Genomic DNA, 20,098 nt, shown 5'->3' on the forward strand with positions numbered 1-20,098 from the left:
ATAATTCGTAACTTGTAATAATTCTTACATCTAAAATCCTCAAACCCTACTCCACAGCCCTTCCTGTAAGAGATCTTGTCGCGTTAGGTCAGACAAGAAGCAAAAATGTAATGAATTTTGAATGAAGTTTAGCAGACAACTTATGGTTCTGCGTTTAAAATTGCCTCAACCGCATTCCGGTGCGATCGGCGAAGTTTTGCAGAGCGATCGCGGCTGAGTGTGAGAAACAAGGATTTCGTCAGAGATGATTGTCAAAAGTGCTGTTTTTTGTGATTTATGGATGAGAAGTAAACTAAAGCTATGAGAATTGAGGATATTTATCAGTTTTTCCAAAATCCTCCTCCGACCTATTTGAGCCAAGAACTTGCAGTATGTTACGTGCTGTCAGTTTTGTTAAAAGGAGAATCCTACGGCACGGAACTGATTCAAAAGCTGGAGAGCGAATACCCTAATTATCGCCTTTCCGATACAGTCCTATACAGCGCACTTAAGTTCCTGGAAGATGAAAAGGCAATTCTCGGCTACTGGAAGAAGGTTGAGGGAAGAGGGCGACCGCGACGGATGTATCAGATAAGCCCAGAATGGCAAGTACAGGCGCAGGAGTTATCTCGACTGTGGCAAGAGTATATTAATAAGGTGGTACGCTAATGGCTTATCGATCGTGCAAAAATCGATTGTGAAAAAGTCGAACAGGCGCTGTTCAAACGCAAGATAGCTATGACTCCGATTCTCTCATCGACCCTACTGCTGACTTTATTGCTGTCAGTGGGGCTATTTTTCTTCATTCGAGCCTCTACTAAAGACCGAACGCAAACGCTCCATCTGGTGTCCGCACAGCCAGAGGCTTCGTTGATGGCGCAACTGCAACAGTATTTGCGCTCGCGTTCCTACACTGTGTCTGAGGTGGATGCTGAGAAAAATTCTGTTACGTTTGAGGGATTTATCCGACCGAGCTTGTTTCTAGCTGTGTTTCTCTCAATGCTTGCCACGGTGGGAATTCTTTGCCTGATCTTGGTTTGGTCGTTACTATTTCCAAACTGGACGGCGGCTTTCTCGATCCTGATTTTGCTAGCTCCAACAGCAGGTATTTTCTATTGGAAAAAAGCAGGCAGGAAAGAACGGGTATCTCTTAAATTAGAGGCAAATCAATTAGAGGCAAATACGGGCGGTCTCATCTCGCCACAAAGCCTGCTCACAGTCACCGCTCATCGGGATGAGTTAATTCAATTGCAGCGATCGCTGAATTTGAAGCCAGCAGAATAAAGAGATCGAAATCTGGAATTCGCGTAGCCTTGCGTGTAGCAATATTTTAGGGGAAGTATATACTTCCCCCAAATTTCATCTTCGCTTTGCCCAAACGCGACTCACTCGCGTTTGACTATAACGCCGATGATTTCAAAATCTCCAATACCTAGCTTTTGGCTGTCATTTAGCTTCGGTAACGCCTTAGGCTACCTGTGTGCGGCAACGAGTTCCTTTTCAGGAGGATTTTCTAGTACCCGTAGACTAGGGAACAAGAAATGATTCTCTTCTACATACTGCGCCCCAAACAAACCTTTTTCTGCCCAGAAGTAGCGATCTGTAGTGTGCTCGTTTCGCTTAACCAGCAGCAATGCAGGCGGAGCAATTCCCTCCGCTTGAATAAACTTCCGAGCAGCAGTCACGGGTTTATCTTCGCCACTTTCAATGCTATATTGAGGCACATGCTCGAGGATGCGACGTCCTTCCTGGCGACGACGACTTTTGCGCTTGCGTCTTCTTGCCAACCTGTCTCCCTCCTTTTTTTAACCAGAAAATTGTATTTATATTTACAAAATCCGTCGTCAGTATATCGATTTGAGTTAGAAAAATCAACTTATGTTAAGCGTTTGCAACAAAAAACCCGCTAATGTTGAAAATATGATTAATAAAACGACACAAGCGATCGCAGTCAATTAAGATTCTTAATCCACTTAAATCAGTTATCAGTTGTCAGTGAAGAATGGGGTGTAGGGTGTAAAGATTTTAAATTTCTTTCTCCCTCAGCTGGGCGACTCTCCCATTCTTCGAGAAGGGCTTCGCCCTACAGCTGGGCGACTCTCTCTTCCCCCGACTCCCGACTCCCGACTCCCAAATTCTTGCCGTAGCCCTTCATAATGCCTGCCAGTGCTGAGTTTATTTCATTGTGTCGCTCTCAAGTTGCCTTGCTAACCCAAGGAATGGGGGCGGCTTTGAGCGTGGTATACCTGACGGAAAGATTAGTAGAGGAAGGAACAGCACAGGAGAAGCTGATCCCTGTCGTAGCCTATCCAGAGTCAGCAGTGAGGTGGAAGGGACTAGAGTTAAATAGTGCAGCACTTCCTGCTACAACAAGTCGCCCTCAGCCACCGCGATTGAAAGCAAAAGCCACTGCAAAAAATATAGATACTGTATCTTTACCGGAACTACCGACCGAGGCAAATGTAGCTGAACCGCCAGAAACGGCAGATAAAGCCCTAGTACCGAGCCAACAGATTGTTTTACCACTGCTTAATGAAGGAGTGTTAATTGGACTACTCGTGACTAGTCGGGAGGATAGAGCATGGAACGAGCGAGAACGGCATGAAATCGAACGAGTGGCGCAAACGCTAACGCTGGCAAGACTTTTAGATCGACGACGAGAGCGATCGGAGCAGCAGCTCAGCCAGCAAAAGCAACTACAAGCCCAGCAGCGAGAGTTATTAGATAACTTACTGCACCAGTTTCGCAACCCACTGACGGCGTTGCGGACGTTCGGCAAATTGCTGCTCAAGCGCCTGCTACCTGGAGATGCGAACCGAGCTGTGGCAGACAATATCGTGAGAGAAAGCGATCGCTTGCAAGAATTGCTGCAACAATTCGATCGAGTCATCGACATGACAGAGGAAGATTTAGAACCAACCAAATCCCTTCCTCCAGCCACAGAGGTGCGATCGGCAATACCTATACTCAATGCCCCTTTACCACTGCTGCCCAATCGCGAAGGCACTCAGAGCGAAATTTGCACGATCGAGGACGTGCTAAAACCCTTGCTAGCTTCTGCTTGGGCGATCGCTCAAGAACGCAACTTAGATCTGCAAGCAGATCTGCCACCAAATTTACCAGCAGTGCGCGCTCATTTAAGAGAATTGCGTGAGGTATTAAGCAATTTGCTTGACAATGCGATTAAATACACTCCGCCTGGAGGCAAAATTTACGTCCAAGCAGGATTAGAGCGAGACAACTTCCAGGGCATCGCCATTAGTGACACGGGGGTAGGTATCCCCCCGCAAGACTTAGAGCGAATTTTCGATCGCCACTACCGAGGTAGACAAGCAGATTCAGATATTCCTGGTACGGGTTTGGGACTAGCAATTGCTAAGGCACTGATCGAACAAATGCAAGGCACGATTGAAGTTTTTAGTCCTGCTTTGTGGCATCCCACCCCAGAAAGTAGTGGGGGAACTACGTTTATCGTGTGGTTGACAGTTGACGGTTGATGGTTGATGGTGTCATTCGTCATTCGTTATTTGTCATTGGTTGTTGCTCCCCCAATTCCTCTGCTCCCTGCTCCCTGCTCGTGCGCTCCCTGCTCCCTGTTAACTGTAAGAGCAAAGCGCTGCGCTAGGGGTGGGATAATTACGAGGGGATTGCTGAATCCAGAGAAGATGTGGATGCCTGTTTTGCCAGGGATGTTGCCGATTAGTGGCAGGGGATAACTTCGTTCAGCTTCGCTAACATGGCTGAAACTAACTAAACAGTGATGCCAAGTTCCCGGCAGGTCTTTGAGTGCTGGTAAAATTTGCCCTACACCCGCTCGAATAGTAGCTTCGCTGGCTTCGGGATTAATGGTGGCTTGGGTATTGGTCAAAGTGCGGCTCAACTGCCCTAATCGCAGGCTACCATCGAGAAATTGAATCGCCCCAGTATCTAAAATTGGGGGTGCGAGTTCTAATCCTTGTTCGTCCCAGAGGCGATCGTTTGTCGTCGATGTGGCTTCTAATTGAAAGCGTTGAAGTCGAGCTGGCATCACGAGCGATCGCAACTGAATGTCAACTGGTGGAATGTCAATTAACTCAGCATGAGTAAAGTACAGTTTGACCGAAATGCCTGCTGCTTTGAGTAAAGCACGACTCAATCCACCCGCGCAGATCGCTGTGTTGGCACTGCAATACTTCTCACTAGCGGTTTTTACCCCTTCTACCTTGTCGCCTTGTTGCCAAATTTTGAGTACTTGAGCAAACTGAAGATCGCCCCCCGCCCGTAAAAAGGCTTGGATGTAGGCTTGAGCGGTTTTTTCAGCATTGATATGACCGTGTTTTACCGTCAATGCCCCTGCGATCGCTTGAGGGTTTAATAATGGTTCTAGTTCGCAGGCTTCTGAAACGCTGAGAAGTTGTGGCGGAATGGCAAAATCAGCATAGGTAGCAGAGACTGCTGCGGGGTCGTCATCAGCTGCAATTGTCAGCAGTAAGTCTAGTTCCCGAAATTGAGTATCGGCGGCTAATTCTTCTGAGAGAATGCGATGACGGGCGATTCCTTCAGCACACAATTGACGCATCATGTCGGTAGTACCAGACCAAAAAGCTAAACCACCATAGCTATAGCGAGTTGCATTTTGCCACGTCGGATCTTGTTCTAGCAGCAGGACGGAATAGCCTTGCTGAACTAATTCGTAGCTCAAAGCTGCGCCAGCAATACCTCCACCTACTACAATCCAATCGTATATTTTCATACTTCACATATGCTGTTCGATCGCTCATCCAGATCCTACCGTAGCTGCTCAGTAAGTCAAAAGTTAAATGTCAAAAGTCAAAAGTACAAATTAAGCTGTTTATTCATAATTAATGCCCTTTATGTGGCGGATATTTGGCATTTGTACGTCTGACTAACCAGTAACAGATAGAAAGAGCAATAATCGCTGCTGCAAGTGCTAATAGTTGAGAATCAGTAATTTTGCCAAGATCGAGAATGATAATTTTGCGAGCAATTGCAATTAAAGATGTGACAATTACCATCTCGATTTGAATAATATGGCTGCTAAGATAAGAAGTAATATTTTGCGTAATTTCTAAGGCAATAAGAATATTTAAAAATAACCCAAATATTTTGAGCAAGCTGGCAGAAAAACTACCAATTTCCGAGGAAGCAAGTAATTCCTTAGCTAAAGTCACGCCTAAATCTATAATTGAAAATAAAACGACTCCTAACATTGCTAGCGTTAGCAGTTTGGCAAAAAAATCTTCTACTTTATCAACAAAAACTAAAAAGCTGGAATTTTCATTTTTATCTATTAGAGGTAATAGTAGTTTTCGCAATAACTTCATTGGTCAAAAGTTAAAAGTTAAAAGTCAAATGACTGAAAGCCAGAATCAAAGTGCTTTCTAGCTAACTACACCAAGCAAATTAAAGATCTAACCACTAATGCCAAATAGAGAATCGTAACAGAGACAAGACAAAATAGAAGTATTCTGCTAAACGTTACAGTTCCAGCAAGCCTGGTGGCGGCGCGATCTCAATTCTTCTCATCTCTAGATCTACAACAGGTGCGATCGCTCTCACAAATGGTATTAGAACTTTTTTTGAGAGAGTTGGGAGTCGGGAGTCGGGAGTCGGGAGTATGGAATCGCTAATTTTGACTTCTGACTTTTGACTTTTGACTTCTTGATGCAACTGTACTTCCAACAAGTCGTTTCCAGCAGGAATGACATCTGTTACCGTACCAATGCTTGCACCAGTTTCTTGTAAAAAGACTTCTAGACCGATCAGATCGACGACATGATATTCATCTTCTCCTAATTCGGGGCGATCGCTTTCCGGTACGAGCAATACGCAATCTCGCAGTGCTTCGGCTTGCGTGCGATCTTCAATTCCCTCTAACGCGACCACGTACAACCCTTTACCTGGGATATCTCGACCTTCGATTAGTTCTATTGGTTCTGGTTCCGTTTTCCCTGGACGCAGTAACCAGCGCTGTCCTGGTTCGACAAATCGTTCGGGAAAGTCTGAATCGGGGTAAACTCTGACTTCTCCATCTAACCCTTGGGGTGCAACAATTGTACCAATTGCCAACCAGCCATCAGGAATTTGTGGTTTTGAGTTTTGAGTTTTGAGTTTTTCGGGTGTTTTCTGGTGTTTCATAAAAATTTAGTGTCGCGCAAAGACGCAAGGGCGCAAAGCGGATTCTCGTGGGGTGAAGCTTTTCTCGAAGATTAGAATAGGCACTAGCGTTAGAAAAGATATGTTGTACTTATTGGGCTTGTGCTGTGTGCGCAGTAGTTTGGTAGAAAAGTATTATTTCATCATCCGGCAATTTTAGCCTCTGCATAAACCCGTTCGGCTACCTTGGCGAGACGCTGCATTCCGATCGCGATTTCTTCATTGCTTGCTGTCAAACTAATTCGCAAACACTGCTGTTTGTGAATCCAATCTTCGCGTAAACCAGGGAAGAAGGAACTACCAGGAACGACGATGACATTTTCCTGTTTCAATTGTTGGTAAAATTCCCAGTCAGTTATAGGTAAATCTTTTAACCACAACCAAGCAAAAATTGCTCCTTCGCCACGATGCAAAAACCAAGGGATATCGGGCATTGCTTGTTCTAGCGTAGTTTCTACGACATCAAATTTTTGTTGGTAAAAAGGTCGAATGACATTGCTAGAAATCTCTGCCAAAGCACCAGAATTAATCGCTAAAGCCGCGATCGCCTGTCCGTAGCGTGACGGATGAATGCACATGTTTGTCTGGAACGATTCCAGAATTTGAATTAACTTCTCATCTGCGATCGCTACTCCAATTCTTTCTCCAGGCAACCCTGCTTTGGATAAACTCATGCCATGAATAATATTGTCTCCAAACACGGGAGTCATTTCGGTAAAATTCAAAGCTGGAAAGGGAGGAGCATAAGCAGAATCAATAATAACGGGAACATTGTAAGGTGCAGCCAAAGCCGCAATTTTCTTCACTTCCTCATCCGTTAAAACGTTACCCGTAGGATTGCAGGGACGAGAAAATACAACGCATCCCGTCTCTTCGTTAATTTTGAGTTGGCTAAAGTCGGGACGATATTTGAATCTATGCGCGGCTGAATCGATATCTAACGCAGGTTTATAGGCAATCAAAGCTTCTGGGGCAAGACTTACGCCACCATAACCCGTGTAATCTGGACTTAGGGGTAAAACAATTTGCTTTAACTGCCCACTAGGACAATAGCCACCAAAAGCATTTGCAGCGTAGAAATAGAGAGTTTGGCTACCAGGAGTAATGAGGATATTGCGCTCGCTCAAGTTTAACCCGTAGCGACGGTTGAAATCAGATGCGATCGCGCTAATAAGTGGTGTGTAACCCTGACTCGAACCGTAACGACAGACGACTTCACCATAGTCAGAACTAGCTAACAACTGTGCCGTACAGTCTCGCCATAATTGCTCTACCTCCGGTAAAATCAGCGGATTCCCCGCACTTAAATTAATAAACTCCTTACCTGCACCTGCTTGCAGCGTTTCAATAATATCTTTCATAATTGCCCGCACCCCCGTCAGGTGGGACATTTGAGCGCCAATTTTCGTTAGGGCAGGGTTCATAAGCAGATGTGTAGGAGACTTTCTTAATTTAACCAAATGTGGTGGTGAGGGGCGAGGAGTGAGGAGTGAGGGGTGAGGAGTGAGGGGCGAGGAGTGAGGAGTGAGGAGTGAGGAGTGAGGAGTGAGGAGTGAGGAGTGAGGGAGACAAGGGAGACAAGGAAGCAGAGGAGAAATTCTAGTGACTAGTCACCAGCCACTAGTCACTGATAACTGTCAACCATCCATTACCAATTACCAAACTTAACATCCAGCAAAATTTTGTTAAAACATCCTTTATCTAATTTGACACTGAAATCTAGAAAAAGTGTAAACAAAAATCTTAAAGTAGACATACCCCGTGTATGCTGAAAATCCTAACTGGGATGATGTTGGCGAGGATAAATTACCCAGGTTTCTATTACCGAGTCGAGTTTTAATTGCTCTGTATTGCCATCGGTTTTAGAACGAGAGTACACAAGAGAGTACTGGAATCATAATGATGAATAAATCTGCGATCGCACCAGCACAAAAGCTGAGCGAAAAATTACCCCTGCCACTCAAAAGATTGGCAGATCTGGCTTATAACTATTGGTGGAGTTGGACGAGCGAACGAGTTTTCCTATTTCAAAACATTTCGCCGGAAGCTTGGGAGCGTTACGGGCATAACCCTGTAGCTGTGTTGGAATCGGCTTCTTACGAACGCCTGACCCAATTAGCAGAAGACCCTTTCTACATCAAACAGTTATCTCAGTTGGTGGCTGAGTTTGATGCTTACATGAATCAGCAAGATACCTGGGTGAGTCGAGTTGCGCCGCAAATTTCACGGCAAAATCCAATCGCCTATTTCTGTGCTGAGTTTGGCATTCACGAATCTCTCCCCGTTTATTCTGGCGGTTTGGGTATTCTGGCTGGAGATCACCTCAAATCTGCTTCCGATCTGGGCGTACCTCTGATCGGCGTAGGATTGTTGTATCGTCAAGGCTATTTCCGGCAGCGACTCAATCGTAGTGGTTGGCAAGAAGATTACTACATTGACAATGTTTTCCAGCAAATGCCGCTGGAATTGATGTTGAACGAACGGGGAGAAACCCTGACGATCGAGCTGCAAGTTAGACAGCGGATGGTCAAAGTTCAAATTTGGCGGACGCAAGTGGGTAGGGTGAGTCTCTACTTGCTCGATACAGACCGCGAAGACAACGACCCGATCGATCGCTGGCTCACAGGACACCTCTATGGGGGCAACCAAGACACGCGGATCGCCCAAGAGGTTGTTTTGGGGATCGGTGGAGTCAAGGCGCTTACAGCTCTGGGAATTAAGCCATCAATCCATCATTTGAACGAGGGACATGCTGCCTTTTGCACCCTAGAGATTGCTTGGCAAGAAATGGAGCGGACGGGCAAACCTTTCTACGATGTGGAAGCGAGCGTACGCAATCGCTGCGTCTTTACGACTCATACCCCCGTCCCCGCCGGACACGATGTGTTCTCACCCGATTTGATGGATTCTCATTTTGCGCAATATTGGGCGCAATTGCGGCTATCGCGAGAGCAGTTTTTAGCTTTGGGCGCAAAAAGACTGGGCGATCCTTGGGAGCCTTTTGGCATGACTGTCTTAGCGCTGCGGATGTGCCGCGCTGCTAATGGGGTGAGCGAATTGCATGGCAGAGTTTCGCGACAGATGTGGACTGCTTTGTATCCCGATCGCCCCGAAGACCGCGTACCCATCGGTCACATCACCAATGGGGTTCACGCCCCGACTTGGACGGCTCCGTTGATGGCTGACCTTTATACTCAGTATATAGGTGCAGACTGGCAGACGCGGGCGATCGATCCGGCAATGTGGGCAGATGTCGATCGCATTCCCGATGCAGAATTATGGCAGCGACATCAAGTTTTGAAAGAGCGCTTGATTGCCTTTACCCGTTACAGAATCAAAAAAGCCAGAACGGATCGGGGTGAAGCAGGCGATCGCATTCATGCTGCTGATTTGTTGCTCGATCCCAATGCTCTCACGATTGGTTTTGCCCGTCGCTTCTCTCAATACAAGCGGGGTAATCTGCTGCTACGGGATGCAGAAAGAGCGTTGAAAATCTTTGGTAATGCTCAACGTCCGGTGCAAATTGTCTTTGCTGGTAAAGCTCACCCCGCCGATGAGGAAGGCAAGCGGATTATCCAAAAATTGATGGAGTGGTGTCAGCATTCAGCAATTCAGCATCGAGTGGCGTTTATTGAAGACTACGACATTTATGTGGCACAGAAGTTAGTGCAAGGCGTAGATGTTTGGTTGAATAATCCCCGTCGTCCCCTAGAGGCTTCTGGTACGAGCGGGCAAAAAGTCTGTTTTAATGGTGGGATCAATTGCAGCGTTCTCGATGGTTGGTGGTGCGAAGGCTATCAAGTTGGGATAGATGGCAAGGGAATCAACGGTTGGGCGATCGGTGAAGATGCTCATACGAGCAATCAAGAGTTGCAGGATCGGATCGATTCTGAATCCCTCTACAAGTTATTGGAAGAGGAGATTGCCCCTCTATACTACGATCGCGACAACAACGGCATTCCGCACCGCTGGATTCAAATGATGAAGGCATCGATTAAGACGAATGCACCTCTGTTTAATACGGATCGGATGATCGCCGATTACGTGACGCGCATCTATGCTCCTGGCTGTTCGACAATCTCTACACCAAGTTTGGCTCAAGTGATTGTCTAATTCGATTGGAGATCCCCCAACCCCCTTAATAAGGGGGCTTTCTGTTGGAGATCCCCCAACCCCCTTCACAAGGGGGCTTTCTGTTGGAGATCCCCCAACCCCCTTAATAAGGGGGCTTTCTTTTTCTCCCCTTTTTAAGGGGGGCTAGGGGGGATCTAGTTTGTAAGATCTTCCCTAGAGAATGACAGTTATTTCTGTCCAATTAATAGCGCTACGGGAAACTCTTTTAACGTGTCAGCAACTGGCAACTTTCCATCAGTTTGAATATTTTGATGAGTAATTGTATCCTCCCACTTTGAAGCTATTTCGGCAGGTAGTTGAATATAAGTATCTTGCCAAACTTCGCCAAATGGATACTCACCTGGTTGAATTAAACTCGTTAAGAAACGAGGGGCGATCGCAATAGCTGTTGTATTTTCAAAACTGCGTGCGAAAGCCACGATATTTTCTTTGTAGTTGCCGCTGATTTCTAGAGGTTGATATTCTCCTTTTTGAAACACATCTAGATATTTCGTTCTCGCTTTCAAGACTTGATGAGTCAGAAATAACTTAATTCTGCCATCTTCCTTTGTAGCTAGCAGATCGGAAATTAGAGCAGAAATATTCGTGCTGATTTTCTCTTTGATTTCCGACAAGTAAGAGTTTCTCTGCTCGAAATCAACTGGACGACGGTTGTCGGGATCGACTAAGCTTAAATCCCATAATTCCGTTCCTTGGTAAAAGTCAGGAACCCCAGGAGAAACTGATTTTAGCAGAGTTTGAGATAAAGAATTAAAGATACCGTAGTAAGAAACCTTTTTTTGAAATGGGAGAAACTCTTGCAGAAATTGATTGTTTTCTGAATTATTTAAAACCGCTTCAACAAAACTAGTGCAAGCATCTTCATAAGTCATATTTTGCCGCAGCCAAGCAGTGTAGACTTTAGCTTCGCGAATTGCCTTGAGCATATATTCTTTGACGCGATCGCTAAAGCCATTTATTTCACTCTCTAAGAAGGGATACGCCCCTACTAAAGTTTGATAAAATGCATACTCATCGTTGCGATCGGGAAAAATTGAGTTTTTATGTTGCGTTTTATAAGAACGATTTAATTCCATCCAACTACGAACTTGTTGCTGCCATTCGTCAGGAATTTCTGACAAAACGTTAATTCTCGCCCTCACATCTTCACCACGTTTGGTATCGTGGGTTGAAGTTGCACTCATAGCATGAGTCCATGTCTGATTTCGATGTTGGTTAAAACTATGAAACTCAGCTAAATCCATCCCAAAATGATCTGGTTCGCCACCCACTTCATTTAAAGAAAGCAAGCGGTAATAAACATATAAAGCTGTATCTTCTACCCCTTTTGCCATCAGCGGTCCCGTATATTGTTGCATTCGCATGACAAAATATAACCACTGGTCTTTCTCAGCTTGAGTCAAAGAGGGTTCGTATTCTAGTAAGAATAATTTCTCGATAAAGTTCAACTCATTTTGTAACAGAGGTGTGCCATCTTTAGCAGCTTGAATGACGGCTTGAATATACTGTCGATCCTGCTCAGAAATTCCGGCAGCATTGATGTAAGTACAATAGATCGGGAAACGGGTAAGAACTTCTGCGATCGCACGTTTTAATCCATTGAGAGTAAAATCATTACCATAGCGATATTTAGCCGCAATCTTCTTCAACAAGACACTCAAATTATCGATATCGCCTGCGAGATTTTTATCGATGATGAGATGTTTTTTCTCGGCTACAACTTCGGGAAAACTCGTTCTAAATCCGGTTAAAATACGATAAATTTCGTCAAACTTATCTCGATTTGCTTTTTGACAGAAAATTCCGTTAAGATAATTTAGATAATCGTAGCCAGAAGTGCCCTGAATTTGCCAGTCATTAGGTATATCTTCGCCAATTTGCAAAATCTTTTCGACAGTAATATAAGTATCACCTGTCTTTTCTCGCAGTCTTTCTAAGTATTGAGTCGGATCGTAAAGACCGTCAATGTGATCGATTCTTAAACCTGTAAACTTGCCTTCACTAACTAATTTAGCAATGAATTCGTGAGTGTTGTTGAATACTTTGAGTTCTTCTACTTTAACTGAGATTAATTCGTTAACTGTAAAAAATCTTCTATAGTTAATTTCTTCTGCACCTACTTTCCAGTAGGAAAGTCGAAAGAACTGTTCTGAAAGTAATTTATCTAAAAGATTAAAACTTTCGGAATTACCTGGTTCGCCATTAAAAATTTTGATATTCTCATCTATAAAAGCTTTGACTTCAGGATTACCTTCATACAATTCCCAAAGCAAGCCTCTGACAAACTCTGTTTGGTCTTGTCTTCTTTGTTTACCGACAACATCAGCAGAAATATTTTTGAGAATATAGACAATTGCCAGAAGTTTAACAAAATCTGAATGTCTTCTACCCAGAGTTCTAGCTAATTTACCTAAATTGTAGGTCAAGAAAGTCGCATAGGATTCTAGTTTTAACGGCAAGCTTAGACTGTAATAGTTGACAGTCAAGCCGCTTTGTTCGTACTTGAGTTGAATTTCTCCATTTTCTAAAGATTCTCCATAGAAATTCCCTAGCATTGGCGCTAAGATTGGGTCTTTATTATCAGTAAATGGAGCATTCCAAGCAATATCAAAATATTCTACATAAGCTGAATCGGGACCATTTTCTAAGACATCCATCAACCACAAATTTTGACTATCATACGCCATGTGGTTAGGGACGATATCTTGCAGCCAACCTAATTGATGCTGTTGAATTTCGGCAATTAAAGCATCAAAATCTACTTCAGTTCCTAATTCTGGATTCAGTTGAGTCGGATCGACAACATCGTAACCGTGAGTACTTCCGGTTCTAGCTTTAAATATGGGTGAAGCGTAGAGATCGGAAACTCCCAAAGCTGCTAGATACGAGGTAATTTTTTTCGCATCTGCAAATTTAAATTCCGAGTTAAATTGAATGCGGTAAGTAGCTGTGGGAATGCGCATGAAAGGAGTGAGGAGTGAGGGGTGAGGGATGGACAAGAAGACAAGGGAGACAGGGGAGAGTAACTACAAATGACTAATGACAAATGACTAATGACTAATGACCAAATTTAGATATTTTCGTAAAGTACAAAGTTGTACGATCGCAGTTTTATTTCTTCGCCCGACTTGATTTTCTCTGGGGCGATAGTACCGGAACCTTGCCATTTTTCATCGGTAGAGTCGAGAATCTTTTGCCAATTATTTTGGCTGAGTTCTGGTGCGAAGCTAACATCATTTTGGTTGAAATTCATCAGACAAAAAATTTGGCTGTCGTCACTCCATCGCCGCCACCAGACAATTTTTTGTTGTTCGTCTGCACCTGCTTCTATGCTGTCTCTTTCTTTTTTAATTAAAGCAGGAATCGAGTTGCGGAGTTGAATTAAATGTTGATACCAAGACCAGATAACTTTGTATTTACCTTCTTGGCGTTTTTCCCAATCCATTTTACACATGAGAAAAGTTTTGGAAGATTCTGGATCGGGTGGATTTCCTACAGCATGAAAGGCAGCAAATTCTTGCTTTCTTCCCTCGCGTACTGCTTTAATTAGTTGCGGGTCGGAGTGGCTGACAAAGTAGGTAAAAGGTACTTCTTCGGCATACTCTTCACCCATAAATAGGAGAGGAATGTATGGTGATAGAATTACCGCGCCAGCAGCTAGTTTAATGGCATCAAAAGGTATGAGTTTAGACAGCCTTTCCCCTAACAATTGATTGCCAATTTGATCGTGGTTTTGAATGCAGACGACAAATTGAGATAGACTGGTGCGATCGCTAGCAGAGTTGCCATGAAATCTCTGACGATGGGGTGCATATTTCCAGTCATAGACAAATGTATTGCGATAGGCTTTTGCTAAGTCTTCGCATTTACCAAAATCTTGATAATATCCGTCACTATCACCTGTTAACAATGCATGTAAAGCATGATGAAAATCATCGCTCCACTGAGAATCAAGTTCGTAACCGCCCATTTCTCTCGGACGAATAATTTTTGGATCGTTTAGATCGCTTTCAGCAATTAAGTAATACTTCCTACCTTGTTGTTCGGAAAATTCTCGAACTTTTTCGGCTAATTCCGCTAAAAAATGTTTTGCACCCAAATCGTAAATTGCTTGAATCGCATCTAATCGTAGTGCGTCGATGTGAAAGTCTCGCAACCAATAAAGAGCGTTTTCAATAAAATAATTACGCACGTTATGGCTGTGGGCATCGTCAAAATTAATCGCGCTGCCCCAAGGAGTACGATAAGTTTGAGTAAAATAAGGAGCGAAATTGCTGATGTAATTGCCTTCGGGTCCAAAGTGGTTGTAAACCACATCGAGAATCACAGAAATTCCCTGTTGGTGACAAGCGGCAACCAGTTGTTTTAACTCTTCAGGAGTACCGTAAGAATTTTGAACGGCAAACGGGTAAACGCCATCATAACCCCAGTTGCGATAGGCACAACTGCCATCTGGGGGAATGTTACCAGGAAATTGCGAGATCGGCATAATTTCGATCGCGGTAATTCCCAACTCTTTCAAATCTGACAAGCGGGGAATAATCGCGGTAAAAGTCCCTTCTGGGGTAAACGTACCGACATGCAATTCGTAAATAATCATCGAATCTAAAGAAACGCCAGCCCAATCGCTGTCATTCCAAGTAAACTCATGACTGACTACTTGAGAAGGCTTATGTACGCCATGCGGCTGAAAATATGAAGCAGGATCGGGAAAAGATTCACCACCATTTATTTCGTAGAGATATTGCGTACCTGGAGAAACATTATCAACAACAACTTTCCAGTATTCGCCCTCCCGTTCCATTTGCACAAAGCGTTCTTTAGGAGACACAATTTGCACGCCCATCGAATCTATACTGGGTCCCCAGACAGTAAATTCACAGCGATCGCCGCCTAAATAGTTAGCACCAATTTTCATAATTTGTCATTTGTCATTTGTCATTTGTCATTAGCTAGAGGCAAGAGAATTTTAAATTCTAGCCACTAGCCACTAACCACTAGTCACTGCTTAAACCATCTGACGCAGCAGGACGAGCGATCGCGCTGTAACTGGAACGGTGCGATCGCCTGTGTAGATGCGTTCTTCTTGAATAAAACGCGGTTCTTTGGTATCAATAACTAACACCCACTGGTTATCTTGCATTCCTTGTGGCAAGTTGAATTCAAGAGTTTCGTAGTGGGCGTTGAAGAACATGAGAAAGCTATCGTCGCTGATACGTTGACCTTGTTTCCCAGGACTGGGAATCATGTTTCCATTTAAGAACACGCCCATTGACTTCGCATAGCCAATTTCCCACTGTTCCTGATCCATCTCGCTACCATCAGGGTTAAACCACATGATATCGCTGACACCCGATCCGTGAATCGCTTGACCTTGGAACCACTTACGGCGACGAAATACAGGATGTTGGCGACGAAAATAAATTAACTCGCGAGTAAAGTCTAATAATTCTGAATTGCCTTCTACTAAATCCCAATTAAACCAAGAAATTTCGCTGTCTTGGCAGTAACCGTTGTTGTTTCCATGCTGCGTCCGACCCATTTCGTCACCCCCAAGTATCATGGGGATACCTTGGGACAGCATCAAGGTAACGAGGAAGTTCCGGCGCTGGCGTTCCCGTAACTGCAAAACTTCTGGGTCGTCTGTCTCGCCTTCCGCGCCGCAGTTCCAAGACCGATTGTGACTTTCTCCATCGCGGCTTTCTTCGCCGTTAGCTTCGTTGTGTTTCTCGTTGTAACTGACGAGATCGTTGAGCGTAAATCCGTCATGAGCGGTGATGAAGTTAATGCTAGCATTCGGTCGCCGCCCGTTCTCTTGATAGTACAAGTCGGGGCTACCCGTCAGCCGATAAGCAAATTCTCCTAAAGTACTGTCCACGCCGCGCCAGAAATCTCGCGCCGTGTCGCGATACTTTCCGTTCCACTCCGACCAGAGAACGGGGAAGTTCCCGACTTGATAGCCACCCGTACCAATGTCCCAAGGTTCAGCGATTAATTTTACATCCGCGATCGTCGGATCTTGGTGAATGATATCGAAGAATGCTGACAGTCGATCCACTTCGTACAGTTCTCTTGCCAAGGCTGAAGCAAGATCGAAGCGGAAGCCATCGACGTGCATTTCTGTCACCCAGTAGCGCAGGCTATCCATGATCATCTTCAAAACTTGGGCGTGGCGCACGTTGAGGGAGTTGCCGCAACCTGTAAAGTCCATGTAGTATCGCGGATCGCCGTCTACCAAGCGGTAATAGTTGGCATTATCAATTCCCCGCATCGATAGGGTAGGGCCCATATGATTGCCTTCGCCCGTGTGGTTGTATACCACGTCTAGAATGACTTCAATTCCAGCACGGTGCAGGGCTTTAACCATTTCCTTGAATTCCGTCACCTGCTCGCCTAATGTGCCACTAGAGCTGTATTCGGAGTGAGGCGCGAAATAATTGATCGAATCGTAGCCCCAGTAATTTCTCAACCCTTTGTCCGCCAAATGTCCTGGGACGGAGAGGAAATGATGTACGGGCATCAACTCAACGGCGGAGATTCCCAAACGTTGCAAATGCTCGATCGCCGCTGGGTGTGCCATTCCTGCATAAGTCCCGCGTAGTTCTTCGGGAATATCGGGGTGTAGCTTAGTAAAACCCTTGACGTGAGTTTCGTAGATAATTGTCTCGTTCCAAGGGGTGCGCAGGAGTTTATCGTCTTCCCAGTCAAAGCTTTGATCGACTACAACTGATTTCGGCATTAACGGGGCGCTATCCAAATCGGAAAACGATAAATCGGCTTCTTCAGACTCCCAAGAGTAACCATATAATTCTGGACCATTGCCAACTTCCCCCGCGATCGCTTTTCTGTATGGATCGATCAGCAGTTTATTGGGGTTAAAGCGATGTCCTTCTTGGGGTGCGTACGATCCTTGCACTCTATACCCGTATCGTTGTCCTGGTCCTATACCTGGTATGTAGCCGTGCCAAACGAAGTTACTAACTTCTGTTAGCTCTACGCGAGTTTCTTTGTCGTCGCGATCGAACAAGCACAATTCTACACCTGTAGCGTTTTCCGAAAATAAGGTGAAGTTCGTGCCTTTGCCGTCCCAATAGGAACCCAAAGGATAGACATTGCCTGGCCAGAGTGCAACATACATAGGTTTGACTGTGTGTCAAGTATTAAGTAGTGAATAACTGATGACAGTAGGAATTTAACTAAAAGTTCTTCCTACTTTTGGGAGAGTCTCTCTCAACACAGTACCGATTCCGAATTAGCTTGACTATCTATCCTAGGCAAGAAACAGTGACCAGGGAGCAGGGAGCGCACGAGCAGTGATTAGTTAATTCTGACTTCTGACTTCCGACTCCCGACTCCCGACTTATCGGCTGTAAATCTGCGTCATTTCCAACAAGCGATCGCATAGTTGAGGTGTTAGCATTTCGGAACTTTCGTAACGCCAACGCCAGTTGCCTGCATTGACACTGGGATCGTTCATGCGGGCGCGATCGTCTAAGCCTAAAATGTCTTGTAGGGGTAGAATGGCTAAGTCTGCAACTGAGGCTAATGCTAATTGGATGAATTCCCAGTTAATTTCTGTTATCTCTGCAACAGATCTGTAACCCAAATATTTCGCGACAAATTGCTTTTCTTTGTCGCTAGCTTTGTTCCACCAACCGATCGCTGTATCGTTGTCGTGAGTACCGGGATAAACGACGCTGTTATGGACGTAATTGTGGGGTAAATAGGCATTACTTGAGTCGTCTCCAAAGGCAAATTGCAGAATTCTCATGCCTGGAAATTGAAAGCGATCGCGCAATTCTTCGACTTCTGGGGTAATAATGCCTAAATCTTCTGCCATAATTGGCAAACTTCCCAAAGCGTTACCTAAAGTTTCAAAAAATTCTACTCCTGGGGCTTTAATCCACTCGCCATTAATTGCAGTCTCTTCGCCTGCTGGGACTTGCCAGTATGCTTCAAAACCGCGAAAATGATCGACGCGGACGATATCGACATATTCTAAGGTGGCTTGAAAGCGTTGAATCCACCAAGCAAAGTTTGTTTGTTGCAATTTATCCCAGTTATAGACAGGATTTCCCCATAATTGTCCCGTAGCACTGAAATAGTCTGGGGGAACGCCAGCGATATATGTAGGTTCAAAAGTTTGGGGATCTAATTTAAATATTTCTGGACTCGACCAGACATCAGAACTGTTGTGACAGACATAAATTGAAATATCACCCACAATTTGAATATTTTTGTCGTTGGTGTATTTTCGTAGTTGTTTCCACTGCTCGAAGAATTTGAATTGAACGAAATTATGATAAGCGATACTATCTTTTAAAGAATCTCTTGATGCTTGCAACGCATCTGGCTCTCGACGCGCGATCGCTCGTTCCCAATTATTCCAGCTTTTCCCTTCGTTGGCTTCTAATAATGACATAAAAAGTACGTAGTCATCGAGCCAGTAAGATTGAGATTGACAAAATTGTGCGTATTCTGAGTTTTGATGAGTATTAGCTTGTTGAAAGTTTTCAAAAGCGATTTTAAGAAATTGAGTTTTATGCGGAATGACGCGATCGAAGTTGACTCGATTGAGATCCACATTTTCTAATGGACTTAGTTCTTCTTTCTTCAATAATCCTTCTTCTACTAGCGTATCGAGACTAATTAATAATGGATTGCCAGCAAAAGTGCTGAAATTCATGATATATGGAGAATGCTCGTATCCCGTAGGTCCCAAAGGCAAAACTTGCCACAATTTTTGTCCGCTACTGGCGAGAAAATCGATAAATTCGTAAGCCGATTTTCCTAAATCGCCAATTCCATATGGGCTGGGAAGACAGGTAGGATGCAATAAAACGCCGCTAGCACGTTGGAATGTCATAAGGATATTTGAGGTGAACCACGATAGAAGATATCGCGTTATTGTCGGTTTTACATGCTGCTAGGGGTAGAAAATGGAGTAGGGGCAGGTTTACCCCGTCACTGACAATCTTCATCCAAAACCCGCCCAATTGCACCATCCCAGGTACAGTTGGTAGTGCGATCGCAAATAGGATAAACGCTTGGGGAATTCTAATAGATGTAGATGTTAGGTTTCTACCCTTGTGAAATACGATCCGACCAAACACAATCGCCATTCAATTCGGTTACAGAATTATGATTATTCCACTGCTGGCGCTTACTTTATCACTATATGTACCCATCAACGAGAATGTATATTTGGAGAAATTTCTGAGGGAGTTATGCAACTGAGCCAATTGGGTCAAGTTGCGCGATCGCACTGGATGAATTTACCGCAATATCATTCAAATCTTTATTTAGAAACATTTGTATTCATGCCAAATCATTTGCATGGAATTTTAATTCTTCATGGCGATCGCTTTGCAAGGGCGGGTTTTGACCAAACATCTGCTACTACAACCGAAATTCTATCTGCTAAACCCGCCCCTACAGAAATACCGGGTGTAAAATCTACCTGGGAAAATAATCAAAATCATGCCAAATATCACGCTTTGCCGGAAATTATTCGCGGATTCAAAACATTTTCTGCCCGTCAAATTAATAAAATCCGACGAGTATCAAACATCCCAGTTTGGCAACGCAATTATTACGAACATATTATCCGCAACGAAGAATCATTAGAGCGAATTCGCCAATATATTGACAACAATCCCCTGTCATGATTCATGGATCGATTGCACCCAGGCAATCCCAACCACCTGTAGGGGCGGGTTTAGCAAACATGCCCATAACCGCAACCGAAAATTTTCATCCAAAACCCGCCCACACGCGCCATCCCAGGTCCAGATCCCCACATGCGATCGCAGCCACCCGTAGGGGCGGG

Annotated in this window: 16 protein-coding genes; 5 read left to right on the top strand and 11 right to left on the bottom strand. The window is 44.5% G+C overall.

What is annotated here, in order from left to right; translation table 11 throughout:
• The first annotated feature begins 300 nt into the window (after window positions 1-300).
• Together ACRC32_RS24730 and ACRC32_RS24735 are read left to right on the top strand one after the other, a co-directional pair.
• Window positions 301-648 carry a PadR family transcriptional regulator gene (locus ACRC32_RS24730; RefSeq protein WP_039716029.1) on the top strand — a complete coding sequence of 116 codons (348 nt, stop codon included), beginning with the start codon at window positions 301-303 and terminating at the stop codon, window positions 646-648.
• 69 nt (window positions 649-717) lie between these two features.
• Window positions 718-1,263 (top strand): cofactor assembly of complex C subunit B, encoded by a 546-nt coding sequence (locus tag ACRC32_RS24735; RefSeq protein ID WP_438556456.1) that lies wholly within the window; start codon window positions 718-720, stop codon window positions 1,261-1,263.
• 188 nt (window positions 1,264-1,451) lie between these two features.
• Here ACRC32_RS24735 and ACRC32_RS24740 read toward each other — a convergent pair whose 3' ends face one another.
• Complete coding sequence (locus tag ACRC32_RS24740; RefSeq protein ID WP_015153575.1) at window positions 1,452-1,766, bottom strand: DUF3155 domain-containing protein; 315 nt, start codon at window positions 1,764-1,766, stop codon at window positions 1,452-1,454.
• 369 nt (window positions 1,767-2,135) lie between these two features.
• Here ACRC32_RS24740 and ACRC32_RS24745 point away from each other — a divergent pair, with 369 nt between their 5' ends.
• Window positions 2,136-3,476: a sensor histidine kinase gene (locus tag ACRC32_RS24745; protein WP_438556457.1), complete on the top strand. Its 1,341-nt coding sequence runs from the start codon at window positions 2,136-2,138 to the stop codon at window positions 3,474-3,476.
• 26 nt (window positions 3,477-3,502) lie between these two features.
• On the opposite strand, the gene ACRC32_RS24750 is transcribed toward ACRC32_RS24745, so the two are convergent.
• The 5 genes from ACRC32_RS24750 to ACRC32_RS24770 form a co-directional block, all read right to left on the bottom strand.
• The gene (locus ACRC32_RS24750) at window positions 3,503-4,711 is read right to left on the bottom strand and encodes an NAD(P)/FAD-dependent oxidoreductase (protein WP_438556458.1); all 1,209 of its coding nucleotides are present in this window, start codon (window positions 4,709-4,711) and stop codon (window positions 3,503-3,505) included.
• 109 nt (window positions 4,712-4,820) lie between these two features.
• Entirely contained in the window at window positions 4,821-5,303 is a 483-nt protein-coding gene (locus tag ACRC32_RS24755) for a phosphate-starvation-inducible PsiE family protein (protein ID WP_438556459.1), read from the bottom strand.
• Between the two features lie 154 nt (window positions 5,304-5,457).
• Window positions 5,458-6,117, bottom strand: a complete 660-nt coding sequence (rimM, locus tag ACRC32_RS24760) for a ribosome maturation factor RimM (protein WP_438556460.1) — start codon at window positions 6,115-6,117, stop codon at window positions 5,458-5,460.
• Window positions 6,118-6,278: 161 nt separating this feature from the next.
• On the bottom strand, window positions 6,279-7,559 hold the full coding sequence (locus tag ACRC32_RS24765; protein WP_438556461.1) for a valine--pyruvate transaminase: 1,281 nt from the start codon (window positions 7,557-7,559) through the stop codon (window positions 6,279-6,281).
• Window positions 7,560-7,587: 28 nt separating this feature from the next.
• Window positions 7,588-7,716, bottom strand: coding sequence for a hypothetical protein (locus tag ACRC32_RS24770; protein ID WP_438556462.1), 129 nt, complete (start codon window positions 7,714-7,716; stop codon window positions 7,588-7,590).
• Window positions 7,717-8,037: 321 nt separating this feature from the next.
• Here ACRC32_RS24770 and glgP point away from each other — a divergent pair, with 321 nt between their 5' ends.
• The gene (glgP, locus tag ACRC32_RS24775) at window positions 8,038-10,248 is read left to right on the top strand and encodes an alpha-glucan family phosphorylase (RefSeq protein WP_438556471.1); all 2,211 of its coding nucleotides are present in this window, start codon (window positions 8,038-8,040) and stop codon (window positions 10,246-10,248) included.
• A 188-nt stretch (window positions 10,249-10,436) separates the two neighbouring features.
• On the opposite strand, the gene treY is transcribed toward glgP, so the two are convergent.
• The 5 genes from treY to ACRC32_RS24800 form a co-directional block, all read right to left on the bottom strand.
• A complete protein-coding gene (gene treY, locus ACRC32_RS24780) occupies window positions 10,437-13,232 on the bottom strand; it encodes a malto-oligosyltrehalose synthase (RefSeq protein ID WP_438556463.1) in 2,796 nt (931 codons plus the stop codon).
• Window positions 13,233-13,339: 107 nt separating this feature from the next.
• Complete coding sequence (treZ, locus tag ACRC32_RS24785) at window positions 13,340-15,187, bottom strand: malto-oligosyltrehalose trehalohydrolase (RefSeq protein ID WP_438556464.1); 1,848 nt, start codon at window positions 15,185-15,187, stop codon at window positions 13,340-13,342.
• 90 nt (window positions 15,188-15,277) lie between these two features.
• Window positions 15,278-17,407, bottom strand: a complete 2,130-nt coding sequence (glgX, locus tag ACRC32_RS24790) for a glycogen debranching protein GlgX (protein WP_438556465.1) — start codon at window positions 17,405-17,407, stop codon at window positions 15,278-15,280.
• 222 nt (window positions 17,408-17,629) lie between these two features.
• Window positions 17,630-19,135 carry a 4-alpha-glucanotransferase gene (malQ, locus tag ACRC32_RS24795; protein ID WP_438556466.1) on the bottom strand — a complete coding sequence of 502 codons (1,506 nt, stop codon included), beginning with the start codon at window positions 19,133-19,135 and terminating at the stop codon, window positions 17,630-17,632.
• Window positions 19,116-19,391: a hypothetical protein gene (locus tag ACRC32_RS24800; protein ID WP_438556467.1), complete on the bottom strand. Its 276-nt coding sequence runs from the start codon at window positions 19,389-19,391 to the stop codon at window positions 19,116-19,118. Before ACRC32_RS24800 ends, malQ begins: the two co-directional genes overlap by 20 nt.
• Between ACRC32_RS24800 and ACRC32_RS24805 the strand changes: the two genes are divergently transcribed.
• Window positions 19,359-19,937 (top strand): transposase, encoded by a 579-nt coding sequence (locus ACRC32_RS24805; RefSeq protein ID WP_438556468.1) that lies wholly within the window; start codon window positions 19,359-19,361, stop codon window positions 19,935-19,937. The genes ACRC32_RS24800 and ACRC32_RS24805 overlap by 33 nt on opposite strands.
• Window positions 19,938-20,098 lie beyond the last annotated feature (161 nt).

This window comes from Chroococcidiopsis sp. (assembly GCF_051657925.1).
GTDB lineage: Bacteria > Cyanobacteriota > Cyanobacteriia > Cyanobacteriales > Chroococcidiopsidaceae > Chroococcidiopsis.

Bases quoted from the DNA above. Each gene is read 5' to 3' on its own strand.
- glgP (WP_438556471.1), top strand. From the start codon at position 8,038: ATGAATAAATCTGCGATCGCACCAGCACAAAAGCTGAGCGAAAAATTA.
- treZ (WP_438556464.1), bottom strand. From the start codon at position 15,187: ATGAAAATTGGTGCTAACTATTTAGGCGGCGATCGCTGTGAATTTACT.
- ACRC32_RS24730 (WP_039716029.1), top strand. From the start codon at position 301: ATGAGAATTGAGGATATTTATCAGTTTTTCCAAAATCCTCCTCCGACC.
- ACRC32_RS24800 (WP_438556467.1), bottom strand. From the start codon at position 19,391: ATGGCGATTGTGTTTGGTCGGATCGTATTTCACAAGGGTAGAAACCTA.
- ACRC32_RS24745 (WP_438556457.1), top strand. From the start codon at position 2,136: ATGCCTGCCAGTGCTGAGTTTATTTCATTGTGTCGCTCTCAAGTTGCC.
- ACRC32_RS24755 (WP_438556459.1), bottom strand. From the start codon at position 5,303: ATGAAGTTATTGCGAAAACTACTATTACCTCTAATAGATAAAAATGAA.
- rimM (WP_438556460.1), bottom strand. From the start codon at position 6,117: ATGAAACACCAGAAAACACCCGAAAAACTCAAAACTCAAAACTCAAAA.
- ACRC32_RS24735 (WP_438556456.1), top strand. From the start codon at position 718: ATGACTCCGATTCTCTCATCGACCCTACTGCTGACTTTATTGCTGTCA.
- glgX (WP_438556465.1), bottom strand. From the start codon at position 17,407: ATGTATGTTGCACTCTGGCCAGGCAATGTCTATCCTTTGGGTTCCTAT.
- malQ (WP_438556466.1), bottom strand. From the start codon at position 19,135: ATGACATTCCAACGTGCTAGCGGCGTTTTATTGCATCCTACCTGTCTT.
- treY (WP_438556463.1), bottom strand. From the start codon at position 13,232: ATGCGCATTCCCACAGCTACTTACCGCATTCAATTTAACTCGGAATTT.
- ACRC32_RS24750 (WP_438556458.1), bottom strand. From the start codon at position 4,711: ATGAAAATATACGATTGGATTGTAGTAGGTGGAGGTATTGCTGGCGCA.
- ACRC32_RS24765 (WP_438556461.1), bottom strand. From the start codon at position 7,559: ATGAACCCTGCCCTAACGAAAATTGGCGCTCAAATGTCCCACCTGACG.